Origin of the sequence: Clostridium sp. D5 (genome assembly GCF_000190355.1) — a bacterium.
GTDB classification, from domain to species: Bacteria; Bacillota; Clostridia; order Lachnospirales; family Lachnospiraceae; genus Faecalicatena; species Faecalicatena fissicatena_A.
Map to the genome: position 1 here is coordinate 894,967 of NZ_GL870809.1, position 17,456 is coordinate 912,422.

16 protein-coding genes are annotated in these 17,456 nt (G+C 46.8%); 14 read left to right on the forward strand and 2 right to left on the reverse strand.

Features of this window, described 5'->3' with window-relative positions; all coding sequences use genetic code 11:
- The first annotated feature begins 20 nt into the window (after positions 1–20).
- The 5 genes from HMPREF0240_RS03875 to HMPREF0240_RS03895 all read left to right on the forward strand — a co-directional run bounded on the left by HMPREF0240_RS03875 (position 21) and on the right by HMPREF0240_RS03895 (position 5,559).
- Entirely contained in the window at positions 21–470 is a 450-nt protein-coding gene (locus tag HMPREF0240_RS03875; RefSeq protein ID WP_035312339.1) for a VOC family protein, read from the forward strand.
- Positions 471–481: 11 nt separating this feature from the next.
- Positions 482–1,999 (forward strand): phosphoglucomutase, encoded by a 1,518-nt coding sequence (locus tag HMPREF0240_RS03880; RefSeq protein ID WP_009002141.1) that lies wholly within the window; start codon positions 482–484, stop codon positions 1,997–1,999.
- Between the two features lie 128 nt (positions 2,000–2,127).
- Positions 2,128–3,039, forward strand: a complete 912-nt coding sequence (locus tag HMPREF0240_RS03885) for an AraC family transcriptional regulator (protein WP_009002142.1) — start codon at positions 2,128–2,130, stop codon at positions 3,037–3,039.
- 201 nt (positions 3,040–3,240) lie between these two features.
- On the forward strand, positions 3,241–4,416 hold the full coding sequence (locus HMPREF0240_RS03890) for a Gfo/Idh/MocA family oxidoreductase (protein ID WP_009002143.1): 1,176 nt from the start codon (positions 3,241–3,243) through the stop codon (positions 4,414–4,416).
- Positions 4,417–4,464: 48 nt separating this feature from the next.
- Positions 4,465–5,559 carry a substrate-binding domain-containing protein gene (locus tag HMPREF0240_RS03895; protein ID WP_035312341.1) on the forward strand — a complete coding sequence of 365 codons (1,095 nt, stop codon included), beginning with the start codon at positions 4,465–4,467 and terminating at the stop codon, positions 5,557–5,559.
- Positions 5,560–5,691: 132 nt separating this feature from the next.
- On the opposite strand, the gene HMPREF0240_RS03900 is transcribed toward HMPREF0240_RS03895, so the two are convergent.
- Positions 5,692–6,018, reverse strand: a complete 327-nt coding sequence (locus HMPREF0240_RS03900) for a helix-turn-helix domain-containing protein (protein ID WP_009002145.1) — start codon at positions 6,016–6,018, stop codon at positions 5,692–5,694.
- Between the two features lie 482 nt (positions 6,019–6,500).
- Here HMPREF0240_RS03900 and HMPREF0240_RS03905 point away from each other — a divergent pair, with 482 nt between their 5' ends.
- Genes HMPREF0240_RS03905 through HMPREF0240_RS03920 form a run of 4 tightly spaced genes read left to right on the forward strand, consistent with a single transcriptional unit; the run spans position 6,501 to position 9,519 of the window.
- Entirely contained in the window at positions 6,501–7,193 is a 693-nt protein-coding gene (locus HMPREF0240_RS03905; protein ID WP_009002146.1) for an ABC transporter permease, read from the forward strand.
- Positions 7,190–8,113, forward strand: coding sequence for a glycine betaine ABC transporter substrate-binding protein (locus HMPREF0240_RS03910; protein WP_035312342.1), 924 nt, complete (start codon positions 7,190–7,192; stop codon positions 8,111–8,113). The genes HMPREF0240_RS03905 and HMPREF0240_RS03910 overlap by 4 nt, the downstream gene beginning before the upstream one ends.
- Before the next feature lie 24 nt (positions 8,114–8,137).
- Complete coding sequence (locus HMPREF0240_RS03915; RefSeq protein ID WP_009002148.1) at positions 8,138–8,905, forward strand: ABC transporter ATP-binding protein; 768 nt, start codon at positions 8,138–8,140, stop codon at positions 8,903–8,905.
- Complete coding sequence (locus tag HMPREF0240_RS03920) at positions 8,902–9,519, forward strand: ABC transporter permease (protein ID WP_035312343.1); 618 nt, start codon at positions 8,902–8,904, stop codon at positions 9,517–9,519. The genes HMPREF0240_RS03915 and HMPREF0240_RS03920 overlap by 4 nt, the downstream gene beginning before the upstream one ends.
- Before the next feature lie 16 nt (positions 9,520–9,535).
- On the opposite strand, the gene HMPREF0240_RS03925 is transcribed toward HMPREF0240_RS03920, so the two are convergent.
- On the reverse strand, positions 9,536–10,123 hold the full coding sequence (locus HMPREF0240_RS03925; RefSeq protein ID WP_009002150.1) for a TetR family transcriptional regulator: 588 nt from the start codon (positions 10,121–10,123) through the stop codon (positions 9,536–9,538).
- A gap of 188 nt (positions 10,124–10,311) precedes the next feature.
- Here HMPREF0240_RS03925 and HMPREF0240_RS03930 point away from each other — a divergent pair, with 188 nt between their 5' ends.
- From HMPREF0240_RS03930 to HMPREF0240_RS03950, 5 genes are all read left to right on the forward strand, one after another.
- The gene (locus tag HMPREF0240_RS03930; protein WP_009002151.1) at positions 10,312–11,178 is read left to right on the forward strand and encodes a DegV family protein; all 867 of its coding nucleotides are present in this window, start codon (positions 10,312–10,314) and stop codon (positions 11,176–11,178) included.
- A gap of 181 nt (positions 11,179–11,359) precedes the next feature.
- Positions 11,360–11,800 carry a MarR family transcriptional regulator gene (locus tag HMPREF0240_RS03935; RefSeq protein WP_035312344.1) on the forward strand — a complete coding sequence of 147 codons (441 nt, stop codon included), beginning with the start codon at positions 11,360–11,362 and terminating at the stop codon, positions 11,798–11,800.
- 72 nt (positions 11,801–11,872) lie between these two features.
- Entirely contained in the window at positions 11,873–13,624 is a 1,752-nt protein-coding gene (locus HMPREF0240_RS03940; RefSeq protein ID WP_009002152.1) for an ABC transporter transmembrane domain-containing protein, read from the forward strand.
- Complete coding sequence (locus tag HMPREF0240_RS03945) at positions 13,617–15,506, forward strand: ABC transporter ATP-binding protein (RefSeq protein WP_148486281.1); 1,890 nt, start codon at positions 13,617–13,619, stop codon at positions 15,504–15,506. The genes HMPREF0240_RS03940 and HMPREF0240_RS03945 overlap by 8 nt, the downstream gene beginning before the upstream one ends.
- Before the next feature lie 999 nt (positions 15,507–16,505).
- A complete protein-coding gene (locus HMPREF0240_RS03950) occupies positions 16,506–17,453 on the forward strand; it encodes an alpha/beta hydrolase (protein ID WP_009002154.1) in 948 nt (315 codons plus the stop codon).
- Positions 17,454–17,456 lie beyond the last annotated feature (3 nt).

Sequence of the window (17,456 nt, forward strand, 5' to 3'; positions counted from 1 at the left end):
CAGGCAGGGAGGAGAGCGAGATGTTAGAAAAAGATATTCCGCCAGACAGCGGACGTAAGGAACAGGCAGGGGATTGTGCTCTGGAATTTCACCATATAAGCGTTATCGCATCAGATTACGAGGAAGCGGTTCGGTTCTACGTGGATTATATGGGATTTGAAATCTTCAGGGAATCATTTTCCGTCAATAAAAATGCAAAGAAGCTGGAATTGTACAGCGGCGGGCGATATATAGCCGAGCTTTTTATCCGGGAAGACGGCACCAACAGGAAAGAGGACAAAACAGCAGACCCCGCCCTGCCGGGATTCAACCATTTCTCTTTGTTGACGGATGATGTGGAACGCATGGTGGAACGCATGAGCAAAAATGACGTACCTGTAACAGAGGTGAAAAGAGACCGGATAACCGGAAAAAAATACGCATTTTGCTGGGACCCTGAGGGGACGAAGATCGAATTTTATGAAAGGTAAGGAACAGAAAAATGGAGATTTGGAAAGAGGCTTATTTGCAGCTGCAGAACGGAAGTGATGTGAGAGGCGTTGCGCTGGAGGGGACTGAGGGGGAAGAGGTGAACCTGACGGAAGATATTGTGCGGGATATAGCCATGGCATTTGCAGAATATCTGGCAGAGCGCGGCACAGGCGGTGAATTGAGGGTCGGCGTGGGTAATGACTCCCGGCTTTCCGCACAGGAACTGAAAAGAGGAGTGGTAAACGGTCTGGGAAGAAGAGGCTGCAAGGTATATGACTGCGGGCTGACCTCTACACCATCTATGTTTATGTCAACAGTTCTGGAGGGATTCGGGTATGACGGGGCGGTCATGATTACCGCAAGCCATCTTCCGTCCAACAGGAACGGCATGAAGTTTTTCACAAAAGAGGGCGGGCTGGAGAGCCGGGATATCAAGGCCATACTGGAGCGGGCGGCGCTGATATCAAGAATGAACTATGAGACAGAGTACCATAAAGCCGAGGAAGCAGATCTGGTGGGAGCTTACACGGAGCATCTGAGAAAACTGATCTGTGAGGAGGTCTGCGCCGGGGACTATGAACATCCGCTGAAAGGGCTGCACATTGTGATTGATGCGTCCAACGGAGTGAGCGGGTATTTTAAGAATGTGCTGGAGCCGCTGGGAGCCTCCACCGAGGGTAGTATCTGCATGAATCCTGACGGTACCTTCCCGGTGCACGTACCCAATCCGGAAAATGAAAAGGCCATGGATACCGTAAAGAGGGCCGTGCTGGATGCAAAGGCGGATCTGGGTGTGATATTTGATACGGACGGAGACCGGGCGGCCGTTGTATTTGCAGACGGTGAGGAAGTGAATAAAAATGCCATCATCGCTCTGATGGCGGCCATACTATCAGAAAAATATCCGAATACAACGATCGTAACAGACTCTGTAACATCAGATTATCTGACAGAATTTTTGGAGAAGCAGCTTAACATGAAGCATCACAGATTTAAGCGCGGTTATAAGAATGTGATTAATGAGGCCATACGATTGAATAAAGAAGGGGAAGAAACGCATCTGGCAATCGAAACTTCGGGCCACGGAGCGGTGAAAGAAAACTATTTTCTGGACGACGGCGCTTATATGAGCGTGGTGATCATCAGCCGGCTGGCGGTATGCAGGCGGGAAGGGCGGAAACTAGAAGATATGACAGCCGGTTTGAAAAAAGCCGCCGAGAGCAGGGAGCTCCGCCTGCAGATCCGGACACCGGAGTATAAAGAGTACGGCAGGAAAGTGCTGGAGGATTTCAGAAAATTTGCAGAGGAAGAGAAGACCTTTCATATTGCAGAACCAAATTATGAGGGGATACGCATCAACTTTCAGGATGAGGAAGTGAGCGGCTGGATGCTGATCAGGATGTCGCTGCACGACCCGATTATACCGCTGAATTTTGAGGCCGACAAAACAGGCGGAATTGCAGTGATTATCAGCAGAATCAGGCCGTTCTTGGAAAGATATGAAAGTTTAAGCAAAATTCCTGAATGAGCGGCAGAATATGAGGGGTATACATGGACGGCGGAAAAGACGGGTCGGCATTTGACCATGCCGAAATGATCATAACTATGTTGGAAAGTTTAAAGGGCTGATGCCTGATAAAAAAGGGGCTGTGATTCGTGCAGATTACAAAAATAATAACCGATGAGACATTAAAGGAACTGAGGGCGCATGGGACAGAGGAATTTCCTTTCCAGTACAACTGGGAAGAGGTACAGCAGTTTGATGAAGAAAAGATTGAATGGCATTGGCATAGAGAGTTTGAATTTGTAAAGGTTATGCATGGTATTGTATTCTGTCTGATCGGAAATAAGCAGATCAGGCTGGAAGAAGGCGAAGGGCTATTTATAAACACAAGGGTTGTACACAGTATAGAAAACTGCCAGAATGGGGTGATCTCCAATATTTTATTCTCACCTGATCTGATTGCAGCAGAAACATCGATTATTTATGAAAAATATATCAGAGACTTTATCGAATCAGATTGTTCTCATATTGTTCTGAGACCCGATATGGAATGGCAGGAGCAGGCTCTTGGGAAGCTGGATGATATTTTCAAGACATGCAGCAGTAAAAAGCTCTGTGAACTGGATATGCATATACGAATCTGCGATTTGTGGATGCTGCTCTGCAGCCACAGGGAGGCACTGGTCAAAATGGAGAAGCTGGGTATTTCGCTGCGTTCCCAGTCACGCCTGCGCAAGATGATGAGGTACATTGAGACAAATTATTCGGAAAAGCTGTATCTCGAGGACATAGCCCAGGCGGCGAATATCAGTAAAAGCGAGGCGATCCGCTGTTTTCAGATGGGGATGCAGATATCCCCGGTGGAATATCTCAACCAGTACCGGCTGTATCAGGCTAAAATTGAGCTGGAGACAACAGAGGATTCTATTATACATATCGCGGTTGGTGCAGGATATGACAACAGCAGCTATTTTACCAGGATTTTTAAGCGGACTTATGGAATTACTCCGAGGGAACTGCGCAGAAAAAGCGGAAAGACAGAAGAACATGTCTGTAGCTGCTGATAATGTTTTGGGCATATTGTGCTATTATATGGATCGATATTGAAAGAAATTAGCTAAAAATACCAGTATAATGAAGTCAAGCTTAAAGCCAAAGGAAAAGTTGACAAACTTCAGCAGAATAACTTTATTTTTTTATACATAAGCTGTAACGTTAACTTTAACCTTAACTACTATTATTAAAAATCTAAGGAGGTAACTATTATGAGACAAATTGGAGTAGGTATTGTAGGAGCCGGTTCTATCGCCGAGATTGGACACTGCCCGTCAATCGCAGCACTGCCAAATGCAAAGCTGGCTGCACTGTGCGACACAAATGTTGAGATTTTGGAGAAAATGAGCAAAAAGTGGGAGCCGGAAAAAACATATACTGACTACGAGCAGATGCTGGAAGATAAGAACGTAGAGGTAGTTATCGTAGGTACACCCAACCGTTTCCACGCTCAGCAGGCAATTGATGCAATGAGAGCGAAAAAACATGTTATCGTAGAAAAACCATTTGCCTGCACACACAATGAAGCATGGAAGATGGTAGAAGTATCCAAAAAAGAAGGCGTTTTCCTGATGGCAGGAACAAACCAGCGTTTCTGGGAGCAGAACAGGATTGCAAGACAGCTGATGGACGAAGGATTTATCGGAAAACCGATGATGGGACGTTCTTCACTGCATGAAGGATGGAGCCTTTATCACGAGCAGTTATCCTACACCACATTCCGTTCCGATCCGAAGCTGGCCGGAGCAGGCGCTTTATTCGATCTGGGAGCTCACAGAGCCGACCTTCTGATGTTCCTGATGGGAAGCAAACCGAAACGTGTAATGGGTATTATTAAGAGACTGGGAACACCGGAAGAATATACAGAACTGGATGACTCCTTCTGGATCACAATCGAATTTGAAAATGGCGCTACAGGTGTTATCAGTGGTGACAGATATTCACCATGTGTATCCAATATTTCAGAAGTATACGGAACTGAGGGAACCATCTTCACAGGTTCTGAAGCAACGAACCCATATCAGACGGCTCCTCTTGCAGTATATACAGACAAAGATTTCAAGCAGAGCGAACTTCCTGAGATTGTAAAAGAGTATCGTTATCCGCAGTTATTCTGGTCAGAAGATATTATGCAGCCGGACGGAAATGTTCCGAAACGCTGGGTGCCGATCTATCCGAAACGTGGCTGGGCATACAAATCTATGCTGGAGCACTTCCTTGACTGTGTGGAAAAGGATGTACCGCCGTCACTGACACCAGAAGACAGTGCGCTCGTTACAGACGTACTTGTTGGAGCCTACAAATCTATGGAAACCAATTCATGGGTAGATTTACCGCTTACAGAGGAATATATCGTGCCTCATTACGATGCACCAGTTATAAAATAGTTAGTTGTTATCTGTGTAATGTAATCTATAAATCGGGAGGGAATATATATGAAGAATATAAAAAAGGTATTGGCAGTATTGTTAACAGGTTGTATGATATTTGGTCTTGCAGCATGCGGTTCAGACAAGAAAACAGAAGGCGATACTAAAAAAGAAGACACCGGTGGAAAGACAGAAAAGACAGAAAGCACAGAAAAAATAACAATCGGATATTCTTATCCTACTGCAAACAATGAATTTTGGGGCAATGCCTTAACTTATGTAAAACAGGCAGCCGATGAGCTTGGCTTCAATGTTACGGCAGACGACTGCAACAATGACCAGTCAGAACAGATCAAAGACGTGGACAGTATGATTTCCGGAGGTATTGATGCCCTGGTTCTGGGTCCGCAGGATGCATCAGTATGTGCCGGTATCTCTGCGGCATGTAAAGAAAAAGGGATTCCACTTGTTATCATTGACCGTTGGCCTGGAGATGATCTGAAGGCAGGGGAAGACTACGTATGCTTTATCGGACCTGATGATAAAGAAGCTGGTTATCAGATCGCTATGTCCATGATCGATGCAGGATGCACGAAGCTTTTAGGAATCGGAGGATTCCAGGGAACTTCTGTTGCAGAGGGCAGAAAAGAGGGACTCGACAGGGCACTGAAAGAAAATCCTGATGTAGAACTGCTTCAGTTCGAATATGCAGGCGAGAACTGGGACGATGGTGACAAGACATTCCGTAATCTGTATCAGTCACATCCTGAGGTAGACGGCGTATGGTGCTATAATGATTCTCTGGCTCTGGCTACAGTAAACGTACTCAAAGAAGAGGGTAAGATAAAAGATGTCAAAGTAGGCGGAATGGATCTGCTGAATCCTGCTGTTGAATCAATGAAGGCAAAAGAACTGTGGTTCTCTACAGGCGGCCATTATCTGCAGGCAGCATTCGGTGCAGTCGTAGCATTCGATGTCGTAAATGGCAATACATACGATGGAGAGAAGAATGTACAGCTGGAACTGCTGGCAGTATCACAGGAGAATATCGATCAGTTTGAAGAAAAGTTCATGTCCGGAGATGCACCGATTGAATGGAAGAATATATCCAAGGTAACAAACCCGGATGCAAAATATGAATTCAAAATCTCTCTCGAATAACTTACATAATCTTTTATAATGATTTTGATGAAATAATGACAGAATAAATGAAACAGCAGGCAGCTCTTTAACAGGAGTTGCCTGCTGTTTTACTTATTCAGGTCTGCTTTTTTGCATTCTAATCAGGCAGTATCACAGCTCACGTTTTTTATATTCCAGCCCCCACGCGACCATAGAATCCAGAACCGGTTTTAAGCTCAGTCCCGTCTCGGTAAGGGAATACTCTACCCTGGGCGGCACCTCGGGATACACTTTTCTGTTCACCAGTCCGGCGGCTTCCATAGCACGGAGATGGCTTGTGAGTACCTTCTGGGTAATTCCGTTCACAGAACGCATCAGTTCGTTAAAACGTTTGGTTCCATCCAGCAAATCTCGTATGATGAGTACCTTCCACTTGTCTCCGATCAGCTGCAGTGTCATCTCTACAGGACATTCCGGAAGATTCTTTGCAGTATCCATAACAGGACCTCCTTGTACATAAATGATTAAAAAAAAACAAGTCTTTCTTCTATATTATAATGGGATTATAATAATATTGGTATGAAACCTGCTGTATGAGAAAAAATATAAATATGCAAGATTTACTTTTCTCAGCAGATGAAAAGGTGTTACAGTATGTTATATATTCCTATGTTGATTATATACTGCTAAATGGAAAAATAGCAAGTACTGACAAAAAAGTAACAAAGTATAATTGAAGTAACTTAGTATCGTAAAGATACTAAGCAACTTTGAGGTGCGTACTTTACATTGCGACCGCAACCGCTTATTATGGCTGTATAGAGAAACGAAGCAGGTACCATATGAAGAAAGGCGGGGATGATTGTGAATGAAAAGGCCAGGGACCATAATTATATTGCGATATATTAAGAGACCTCAGGCAGGCTCTTAAATCTGCAGGCAGCAGAGAGGAACAAAAGAAAGGCAGGAAGAACAACAAGATGTCCGAAGTATGGATGAACATACAATTATATTTTGCCAGCCGTCTGGATGAGTATCTGGTCTGTCTGTGGGAACACGTCAGCATCAGTATCCTCGCACTGCTGGCAGCTGCACTTATAGGAATTCCATGTGGTTATCTTTGTATAAGATATGTAAGATGCAAAAAATGGCTTGTAGGGATATTTCAGATACTGCGTATTATTCCAAGTCTTGCCATACTGATTCTCCTGATTCCAATTATGGGAACCGGGGTGAAACCGGCTATGACAGCGCTTGTGCTTATGGCGGTGCCCCCGATACTTATGAATACGGCAGACGGTTTTGAGGAGGTCCCCGAATTTATGTTGGAGACAGCAGCCGGTCAGGGGATGACCAGGCGGCAGATATTCTGGAAGGTTCAGGTACCTCTTGCCGTGCCCTATATGCTGACCGGCGCCAGGACAGCAGTCATTGAGATTGTTGCCAGCGCCTCCATTGCGGCAAAAATCGGGGCCGGCGGGCTGGGCGGGATCATCTTTACCGGACTGGGCCTGAACAGGACAGACCTGCTGCTGATTGGAGGCGTCTCAGTGGCACTTCTGTCGCTGATGGCAGGAATGATTTTTGGCGGGCTGGAGAAAATATTTATACCATGGCGGTCGCCAGGCAGAAGAAAAGACAAAGTACACAGAACAAGGAGGAAAGTTTTATGAAATTGAAGTTGAAAAAGGCAGTAATCGTGGCAGTGTGCCTGGCGATGATGACATCGCTGGCAGCCTGCCAAAGTAAAGAGAACAAAGACGGCGGCAGTGAGGGGAAAAAGGAAGAAGCGGTAATCCGTGTGGGATCTAAAGATTTCACAGAAGGAATGATCGTGTCCGAGGTCTATTCCCTGGCGCTTGAAGATGCAGGGTATAAAGTGGAGAGAGTATTTGACATTGCAGGTTCTGTCATTCATACGTCTCTGATCAACGATGAGATTGATATGTATCCGGAGTATACAGGGACAGCACTTCTTTCTGTTCTTGGAATGGATGTAATTACCGATCCGCAGAAGGTATATGACACGGTAAAAGAAGAATATGAGAAGCAGTTTCAGCTTACCTGGCTTGACTATTCTCAGGCCAATGACGGTCAGGGCCTGGTGATTCGTACCGCGGTTGCCAATGAGCTGGGGATTAAGACAATATCCGATATGCAGAAGCATGCCAGTGAGCTGCGTTTTGCATCACAGGGAGAATTCGACGAGCGGGAAGACGGTATACCGGCGCTGGAAAAAGCATACGGCAAGCTGGACTGGAAATCTTCCAAAATATATGACAACGGCCTGAAGTATGAGGTATTATCAAATGATGAAGCAGATGTGGCTCCAGTTTACACCACGGAGGGACAACTGGCTGATAAGGAACAGTTCACCCTTCTGGAAGACGATAAAAAAGTGTGGCCGCCTTATAATCTGGCACCCGTTATCCAGGATTCTGTGCTGGAGGCACATCCTGATATTGCAGATATCCTGAACAAGATCAGCGCGTCCATGGATACGGAATCTCTGACAGCGCTCAATGCCAGGGTCGACATGGACAAAGAAGAAATCGAAGACGTGGCACTGGAGTACTATGAATCTATCAAATAAGTCAGTCGGAAAGGGGCAGCAGTTATGTCAGCAGCAATCACCTTCAGCAATGTAAGCAAACAGTTTCCGGGAACCAGTTATTATGCGGTGGAGCGCCTTTCTTTTTCCGTGGAGGAAGGGGAATTTGTTACCATCCTGGGATCTTCCGGCTGTGGAAAGACCACGTTGCTGAAAATGATTAACCGGCTGTATGAGCCGGATGAAGGAAGTATTTTTCTGTTTGGCGAAGACACTGCCAAAATAGATGTCGTCAGGCTCAGGCGGGGGATCGGATACGTGATACAGCAGACGGGTCTCTTTCCCCATATGACGATTGCGGAAAATGTGGCCACAGTCCCCAAACTTTTAAAGTGGGACAAGGAGCGGATACAGAACCGTGTACGGGAGCTTCTGGAGCTTGTGAAACTGGATCCCGATGAATTCCAGGGCCGCTACCCCTCCCAGCTGTCCGGCGGACAGCAGCAGAGGGTGGGGCTGGCAAGAGCACTTGCGGTGGAGCCGGAGGTCATGCTGATGGATGAACCATTCGGTGCCGTGGATGCCATCACCCGCACCGGTCTGCAGGATGAACTGCTCAGCCTGCACCGGGGGCTGGGGAAGACCTTCCTGCTGGTTACTCACGATATACATGAGGCGTTCAAGCTGGGAACGCGGGTCATGATTATGAACGAAGGAAAAATCAGTCAGTTCGATACACCCGAAAGCATCATCAGGCAACCGGCTGATGAATTTACGGCGGCACTGATCCGATCTGCAAAAGAGCAGGAGAAAATGTGGGAGGGATACATATGAGTAAATGGAGCGTGTATCTGACCAGACATTATGACGATTTGCTGGAGGCTTTGCTGGAACACCTGCAGATCACCGCGGTCACGCTGCTGTTATCGCTGATTATTGCTTCAGCGCTTACAATAATGGCTATTTATTCAAAAAAGACCGGCGAGATACTGGTCCATATCTTTTCGGTATTGTATTCGGTACCGAGCCTTGCAATGTTCGCATTTTTGATTCCGGTCACAGGATTGGGCAAGACAACGGCAGTGATCGTCCTGGTTGTTTACAATCAGTATCTGCTTCTGCGTAACTTCATCTCCGGGCTGTACGGAGTTGACCCGGCGGTGGTGGAAGCCGCGGAGGGTCTGGGGATGCGGCGCATGCAGGTGCTGTGCCAGATCCGGATTCCGCTTGCCAAAAAGGCGCTGTTTACCGGGATCCAGCTGGCAGTAGTATCTACCATCGGGATCGCCACAATTGCGGCAATGATCAATGCTGGCGGACTTGGAACGATACTGTTTGACGGATTGAGAACATTAAATGTTATTAAGATCGTTATAGGCAGCATTCTTTCTGCGGGGCTGGCTCTGGGGATTAATGCCATATTCCAGGTGGCGGAGAAAAGGATGTGATCAATTTAACATGTAATTAGTCTCCGGCGATCAGCACATCGGATTCCAGAATCCTGGTGAGGAGTTCCCTGGCTTCTGCAATATTTTTTTCTCTTGTAATGTTCTCTGAGTGCCCTTCGTTGATAAAACCTACGATACCGTAGCATAAGAAACCAGCGATCTTCTTGGGAGAATACCGGAGGCTGAGGACCCGGCTTTCTTTATTAGTGTGCATTTCAACAGTTTCCAGCACATAATTATAAAAGGCAAATGCCAGATAGGGATTCTCATCCGGGATTGTATGGCGGAAGAAATCATGATTTTCATAATAGAGTTTCATGATGCTGTCCAGTACGTTGCAGTAACTGATGACTGGGCTGGCCCCGGGGTTATTGGCTGCCTGCATTTCTTCATAGACAGCAGTTCCCTCCTGTATCATATCCTGGAAAATGTCATCCACCAGAGCGTATTTGTCGCTGTAATGAGTATAAAAGGTAATGCGGCTGGTATCTGCCCGACTGCACAGTTCCGTGATGGATACCTGCTCAAAGGGCATATCTGTGAGCATGGAGATGAGAGTGGTTTTGAGGTTCTTTTTTGTTTTTCTGATGCGTCTGTCTTCCATAATAATTTACAATTTCTCCAATCTGTATAAATAACTTACAAATATAAAATACTGTAAGTTGTTATCAAATTCTGCATTTGCTATAATTTTAACACGTGTTAAAATAACGGTCAATGTGTCAGTTTATTGTCTGCAATCAGATAATAGGCTGATTTAAAGTTGTGAGAAGATATGAAAGGAAGAGGATTATGCCGGATATTGCAATTATGACGGACAGCAATTGTGGAGTTTTGCCGGAAGATGGCAGACAGATGGGGATCACGATTGTCCCCATGCCCATCCAGATTGACGGGAAAACGTATCTTGAAGGCGTGGATATTACATCGGAAGTATTCTACGATCTTCAGGCAAAGGGCGCGTCAGTGACATCTTCCCAGCCCGCGCCAGGGGAAGTGATGGAGATGTGGTACAAGCTTCTGAAAGAACATGAGGAGATTGTCTATATACCTATGTCCAGCGGTCTGAGCAATTCCTGTCAGAGCGCCCTTATATTCGCACAGGAATTTGAGGGAAGGGTACATGTTGTGAACAACCGAAGGATATCTATTACGCAGATCCAGTCGGTAAAAGATGCATTATACATGGTGGGACAGGGGATGAGCGGGGCACAGATCAAGGAAACACTGGAAGCCGAAGCCATGGATGCTGCGATTTATATAGCTGTTGATACGCTGGAATATCTGAAAAAAGGCGGAAGAGTAACGGCAGCCGGGGCAGCCATTGGAAGTGTACTGAATATCAAACCGGTTCTTACCATTCAGGGAGACAAACTGGATGCATATGCAAAGGTAAGGGGGATGAAGTCAGCTTTCCGTACCATGTGCAAGGCGCTTCACAACGACATTTCCACCAGATTTAAAGAACTGCATGACAGCCATCAGCTGATGCTGGGAATTGCAAATACCGCAATGGAGCCCGAAGTCCTGGAACAATGGATCGTCCAGATGCGGGCAGAATTTCCTGGGGAAGAGATCACACACAGTCCGCTGATGCTCAGCATAGGCTGCCATACCGGTCCGGGTGCCCTGGGTATTGGGGCTTACAGAAAACATTAGGATGCAGGAAAATATATACCAGAGCTGCCATGCAACATTTACTTTTGAGTACAGCTAAGATTCTGCAAAGATATGTGAAGATCATGTGAAAATTTACTGGATACTATTGACAGTTCGACTTAGAAGCGTTAATATGTTTTATGTCAAACAGTTGAACATACAACTATAAGCAGGGGTTAAAATGAGAACAAAAAGATATATAGGAATTGAGATACGGACTCTGGATAATCTTATTAAAAGGTTTATCGACGGCAACATTAACAAATCTAATCTTTGCCGTCTTACTGGATCAAATGGGTGGATCATTGATTATATCAAAAAGAATCCTCAAAGGCCGATCTATCAGAAAGATCTGGAGGCAGAGTTTAATGTTACCCGTTCGACGGCATCAAAGGTCCTGAATCTGATGGAAGAAAAAGGATTGATTATACGTGAGAGCGTACCCGAAGATGCAAGACTGAAAAAACTGGTGCTGACACCGAAAGCAATTCAAATAGCGGAAGAGATGGATGCTAACCGGGAAGAAATAGAGGGACAGATCACGAAGGGCTTTTCCGAAGATGAGCTGGAGCAGCTTTATTCCTATATTGAACGAATCAGAAAAAATGTGACTAAAATTTAAGCCGGCCTGTGCCGGCTTATGCTTACTACGGATTGTTTGATGTCTGACAAATTGTGAGCAGGAGGTTTAGACATGGTAAAAACATTGGCAAAAAGTATCAGAGAGTATAAAAAAGATTCCATACTGACGCCCATATTAGTATCGCTGGAGGTTGTGCTGGAGGTCATCATCCCTCTTTTGATGGCGAATCTGATTGACTATGGGATCGACAAAGGGGATATGGGCTATATAGGGAAGACGGGGATTTTTCTGCTCATAGCCGCATTTTTATCCCTGTTTTTTGGGGCTGCGGCCGGGAAGACGGCGGCTCATGCTTCCGCGGGGCTTGCGAAGAACCTGCGGAAAGATATGTACTATAATGTACAGAACTTTTCATTTTCAAATATAGATAAATTTTCCACATCCAGTATTGTGACAAGACTGACAACGGATGTTACAAATGTGCAGAATGCATATCAGATGACCATACGTATGGCTATGCGCGCACCGGTTATGCTGATCTTTTCTCTGTTCTGTGCAATTCGGGTCAGCGCCAAGCTGTCCATCGTATTTCTGATCTGTGTTCCGGTACTGGGCATCGGACTGTATCTGATTATGACGAGAGTACATCCTATTTTCAGAAGGGTATTTAAGACCTATGATAAACTGAATAATGTAGTACAGGAAAATGTGCACGGTATCCGTGTTGTAAAATCTTTTGTACGGGAAGATTATGAAAACAGTAAATTCCAGAAGATTTCCGAGAAGATCTACAGAGATTTTTCAAAAGCAGAGAAGACGCTTGCTTTTAACATGCCGCTCATGCAGTTCTGTATGTATGCCTGCATGCTGGTCTTTTCCTGGTTCGGAGCCAGACTGATCATAGCAGGCGGCGGCAGCCCGGATGCGGGACTGAGCACAGGCGGGCTGATGAGTCTGTTTACTTATGCAACACAGGTTTTGATGAGCCTGATGATGCTGTCCATGGCATTTGTTATGATCACGATGTCCAAAGCATCGGCGGAAAGAATTGCAGAAATCCTGACGGAGACAAGTGACCTTCAGGACGGGGAGAATCCGGTCATGGAAGTGGCGGACGGTTCCATCACATATAAAAATGTATCTTTTAGTTATTCTAAAAAGGCAAATAAAAAGTGTCTGAGTGATATTAATCTGGAAATTGCTTCGGGAGAAACCATAGGCATCATCGGCGGCACCGGATCTTCCAAATCCACGCTGGTTCAGCTGATACCGAGGCTTTATGATGTGACGGAAGGCTCCTTGAAAGTTGGGGGTGTGGATGTAAGGGATTATGATATTGAAGTTTTGAGGAACCAGGTAGCTATGGTGCTGCAGAAAAATGAGCTGTTTTCGGGTACTATCAAGGATAACCTGCGCTGGGGAAACGAGCATGCGACGGACGAAGAATTGATTCATGCCTGTCAGCTGGCCCAGGCAGATGACTTTGTACAAAGATTCCCTGATGGGTATGACACACATATCGAACAGGGCGGTTCCAACGTATCCGGCGGACAGAAGCAGCGTCTCTGCATCGCAAGGGCGCTCCTGAAAAAGCCGAAGATCCTCATATTGGATGACTCCACCAGCGCGGTGGATACGAAGACCGATGCCATGATACGTAAGGCATTCCGGGAAGAAATTCCGGATACAACAAAGATTATAATTGCACAGAGAATTTCCTCAGTCCAGGACGCGGATAAGATCATTGTACTGGATGACGGCCAAATCGATGGATTCGGAAGTCATGAGGAGCTGCTTCAGAACAATGCAATTTACAGAGAAGTTTTTGAATCTCAGCAGAAAGGAGGAAGCGAAGATGAATAAGAAACAACAACTGGATATGCAGACGCTAAAACGTCTTCTCTCGTATCTGAAACAATATAAAGGCAGATTTTTGTTTGTACTGATCTGTATTTTAATGAGTGCCGGGGCGAGTGTACTTGCATCCCTGTTTCTGGAAACCCTGATTGATGATTACATTACTCCTCTGCTGGTGCAGGCGGTGCCCGATTTTGGCGGGCTGCTCCGGGTCATTATTATGATGGCCGGTATCTATCTGATCGGTGTACTTGCCACACTCTTTTACAACAGGATGATGGCAGTGATATCTCAGGGAATATTAAAGGATATCCGTGACCAAATGTTTTCTCATATGCAGACCCTGCCGATCAAATATTTTGACACGCATTCCCACGGGGACGTGATGAGCCACTATACGAACGATACCGACACGCTGCGTCAGATGATGTCACAGAGCGTGCCGCAGCTTTTCTCCTCTGTTATCACGATTGTAGCCGTATTTTTCGCCATGCTTTCCATCAGTATATGGATGACCTTATTCGTACTGGTATTTGTAGTCATTATCCTTCAGGTTGTAAAGAAGGTGGCCGGAAACAGCGGAAAGTACTTTGTACGGCAGCAGGAATCCATCGGAGATGTCAATGGTTATATCGAGGAAATGATTAACGGACAGAAGGTCGTAAAGGTATTCTGCCACGAGGACAAGGCAAAAGAGATGTTTGATGAAAAGAATGAAAAACTGTTCGGTGAGGCCTCCCAGGCCAACACCTATGCCAACATTCTCATGCCGATCATGAACAATCTGGGATATATCCTGTACGTTCTGATCGCAATTGTAGGCGGGGCACTGGGAATATGGGGCGTGACAAACGTCAGCCTGACCGGTGTGGGCGTCATAACACTTGGTATGATTGCCTCCTTTTTACAGCTTTCCAGAAGTTTCATCCAGCCGCTTGGGCAGGTGTCACAGCAGCTGAGCGCGATTATCATGGCGCTGGCAGGAGCAAGGCGTATCTTCCAGCTGATTGATGAGGAAAGTGAAGCAGATAACGGATACGTCACACTGGTAAATGCAAAATACGAAAACGGTGTTCTCACCGAGACACCTGAGCGCACCGGTCTGTGGGCATGGAAACATCCCCACGAGGACGGAACCCTGACCTACGCAGAACTCAAAGGCGAGGTCCGTATGTTCGACGTGGATTTTGGCTACGAGGAAAACAAGGTCGTTCTCCACAATATTACGCTGTATGCCGAACCAGGACAGAAGGTCGCATTCGTAGGGGCAACCGGTGCCGGCAAGACCACAATAACAAATCTGATCAACCGTTTTTATGACATAGCAGACGGCAAGATCCGCTACGACGGCATCAATATCAACAAAATCCGAAAGTCCGACCTGCGCCGTTCACTGGGCATCGTACTTCAGGATGTCAACCTGTTTACAGGAACCGTCATGGAGAACCTGAGGTACGGCAAACTGGACGCAACAGATGAAGACTGTATAGCAGCCGCAAAACGCGCCAACGCGGACGGATTTATCCGGATGCTGCCGGACGGTTATGACACCGTACTTTCCGGAGACGGCAGCGGCCTGTCACAGGGCCAGCGTCAGCTGATCTCCATAGCAAGGGCGGCTGTAGCAGATCCTCCGGTCATGATACTGGATGAGGCAACCTCCTCCATAGACACAAGAACCGAGGCCATCGTCCAGCGAGGCATGGATGCACTGATGAAAGGCCGTACCGTCTTCGTCATTGCCCACAGACTCTCAACCGTACAGAACTCCGACGTAATCATGGTACTGGAACTGGGCGAAATCATAGAAAGAGGAAGCCATCAGGAACTCATCCAAAAACACGGCAAATACTATCAGTTGTATACGGGGGCTTTTGAGTTGGCGTAGGTGCTGGATATAAAGGGGCGCGCTGTTGACGGCTGGACGGGAAGCTGCCGCAGAATGTGTATGCTGTATGAAAATGCGGCCGTTTATTAACGAATTCTAAGAAGCAAGCAGGCGGGAAACAGGGGCACGGGATGACACAGCGCGAGAAATCCGATGATTTCTCGCACTGGGTCATCCGACACCGTGATTCGGAATCACGGTGTCTCCCCTGTTTCCCGCCTGCTTGCTTCAAGAATTCGTAAATGCACTCAAGCATTTTCATACAGCATGCACATTCTGCGGCAGCTTCCCGTCCAGCCGTCAACAGCGCTGCGTGCATCCGGCCGGGAGGAAAAGCAAAAGCTCCCGGGAGGAATCACTGCGCGGATGCAGCGGATGGTTAACTGGCGGCGCGTGGCTTACTAGGTACTTATAGAGATATTAGATTTGTTACACGTATATGGCTCGTCTGCCATCCCCAGCATACAGTTTCCCGCGTATCCGAATTGATCCACTGCCCCGGCCTGTATTCCTCCCGAATGTGCCGGACTACCGATCGGATGGACGCAGCCTGTGCGAAGCGGGAGAGGGACGACGGAGCGGGGAAACGGGGATGGGCCTTTACAGATGCATAGAATGCGCTTTAGAACGGCTTAATGGAAGGCATGCCGGATTTTGAGGCTGAAATCGGCTCACAAAGCCGATTTCAAGGAGACCAGAGCTGCACAATCATCAAGATTGTGCAGTGATTGTCTCCGGGGCCTCAAAATCCGGCATGCCTTCCATTTAGCCGTTCTTAGCAAATGGACCGCATCAGTAAAGGCCCATCCCCGTTTCCCCGCTCCGCCGTCCCCCTCCCGCTTCGCACAGGCGGAACCCCTCCCAATCTCATCCCCAGCCCATTCACAAATACTATTGTGATTCTTGACGGATTCACTTATAATAGTAGAAAAGTAATGGATGCATCAGGCTGCTGCAATATTTTACCGCAGTTTCAGCGGGGCACGATAGGAGAGATGAATGGCGATTAATAATACGGCAAGAATGATACTGAAGGCACTTTCTTTTGATGGGATTGAGGTGGAGGCTTCACGGCATCTGGCAGACTTGAAGAGGCTGGATCCGATGAAGATTTTTTATAAGAAGATTGACTATAAGATTTATAACCGCGGGTATGAGGTACCCACGAGGATATTTTTTCCGAATGAAAAGGCGTTTAAGAGTGTGGGGCCGATCCTGCATAAGGTAATGCTGTTTATTCACGGCGGCGGCTGGGTGACAGAGAGTGTGGACAATTATGAGCGTATCTGCGCCAGGCTTGCGGATGCTACGGAGCATGTGGTGGTCTCGGTGGACTACAGGCTGGCTCCGGAGAATAAGTTCCCCACCGGTCTGGAGGACTGTTATGCGGCGGCCAGGGCTTTATTTACGAAACGGTTTATTCTGAATGTAAACCCGGAGGATATTACGCTGATCGGGGACAGCGCAGGGGGCAACCTGGCGGCGGCGCTTTCACTTCTGGCAAGGGACAGAGGGGAATTTCTCCCAAGGCGGCAGGTGCTGATCTATCCTGCGGTCAACAGTGACTATTCGGAGAATTCGACGTTTGAGTCTGTGCGGGAAAATGGGACAGACTATCTGCTCACTGCGGGTAAGATGCGGGATTATATAGAATTATATGCAGACAGTGAGGAGGATAAAAAGAATCCTTACTTTGCACCGATTTATGCAAAAGACCTGACAAATCAGCCGGATACGCTTGTGATTACAGCTGAGTTTGACCCGCTCAGGGATGAGGGGGAAGCCTATGGGGAGAAACTTAAGGAGGCGGGTAACAAGGTGGAAATATGCAGGATTAAGGATGCACTACATGGGTACTTTGCTCTTGGGATCAAGAACTTTCATGTGCAGGAGAGCTTTGACCGAATCAATGAATTTCTGGGAAATGAACCAGTTCAGGGGGTGTAAGGC

Coding starts and splice junctions, on each gene's coding strand:
- HMPREF0240_RS03875 (WP_035312339.1), top strand. CDS start 21: ATGTTAGAAAAAGATATTCCGCCAGACAGCGGACGTAAGGAACAGGCA.
- HMPREF0240_RS03880 (WP_009002141.1), top strand. CDS start 482: ATGGAGATTTGGAAAGAGGCTTATTTGCAGCTGCAGAACGGAAGTGAT.
- HMPREF0240_RS03890 (WP_009002143.1), top strand. CDS start 3,241: ATGAGACAAATTGGAGTAGGTATTGTAGGAGCCGGTTCTATCGCCGAG.
- HMPREF0240_RS03895 (WP_035312341.1), top strand. CDS start 4,465: ATGAAGAATATAAAAAAGGTATTGGCAGTATTGTTAACAGGTTGTATG.
- HMPREF0240_RS03900 (WP_009002145.1), bottom strand. CDS start 6,018: ATGGATACTGCAAAGAATCTTCCGGAATGTCCTGTAGAGATGACACTG.
- HMPREF0240_RS03905 (WP_009002146.1), top strand. CDS start 6,501: ATGTCCGAAGTATGGATGAACATACAATTATATTTTGCCAGCCGTCTG.
- HMPREF0240_RS03910 (WP_035312342.1), top strand. CDS start 7,190: ATGAAATTGAAGTTGAAAAAGGCAGTAATCGTGGCAGTGTGCCTGGCG.
- HMPREF0240_RS03915 (WP_009002148.1), top strand. CDS start 8,138: ATGTCAGCAGCAATCACCTTCAGCAATGTAAGCAAACAGTTTCCGGGA.
- HMPREF0240_RS03920 (WP_035312343.1), top strand. CDS start 8,902: ATGAGTAAATGGAGCGTGTATCTGACCAGACATTATGACGATTTGCTG.
- HMPREF0240_RS03925 (WP_009002150.1), bottom strand. CDS start 10,123: ATGGAAGACAGACGCATCAGAAAAACAAAAAAGAACCTCAAAACCACT.
- HMPREF0240_RS03930 (WP_009002151.1), top strand. CDS start 10,312: ATGCCGGATATTGCAATTATGACGGACAGCAATTGTGGAGTTTTGCCG.
- HMPREF0240_RS03935 (WP_035312344.1), top strand. CDS start 11,360: ATGAGAACAAAAAGATATATAGGAATTGAGATACGGACTCTGGATAAT.
- HMPREF0240_RS03940 (WP_009002152.1), top strand. CDS start 11,873: ATGGTAAAAACATTGGCAAAAAGTATCAGAGAGTATAAAAAAGATTCC.
- HMPREF0240_RS03945 (WP_148486281.1), top strand. CDS start 13,617: ATGAATAAGAAACAACAACTGGATATGCAGACGCTAAAACGTCTTCTC.
- HMPREF0240_RS03950 (WP_009002154.1), top strand. CDS start 16,506: ATGGCGATTAATAATACGGCAAGAATGATACTGAAGGCACTTTCTTTT.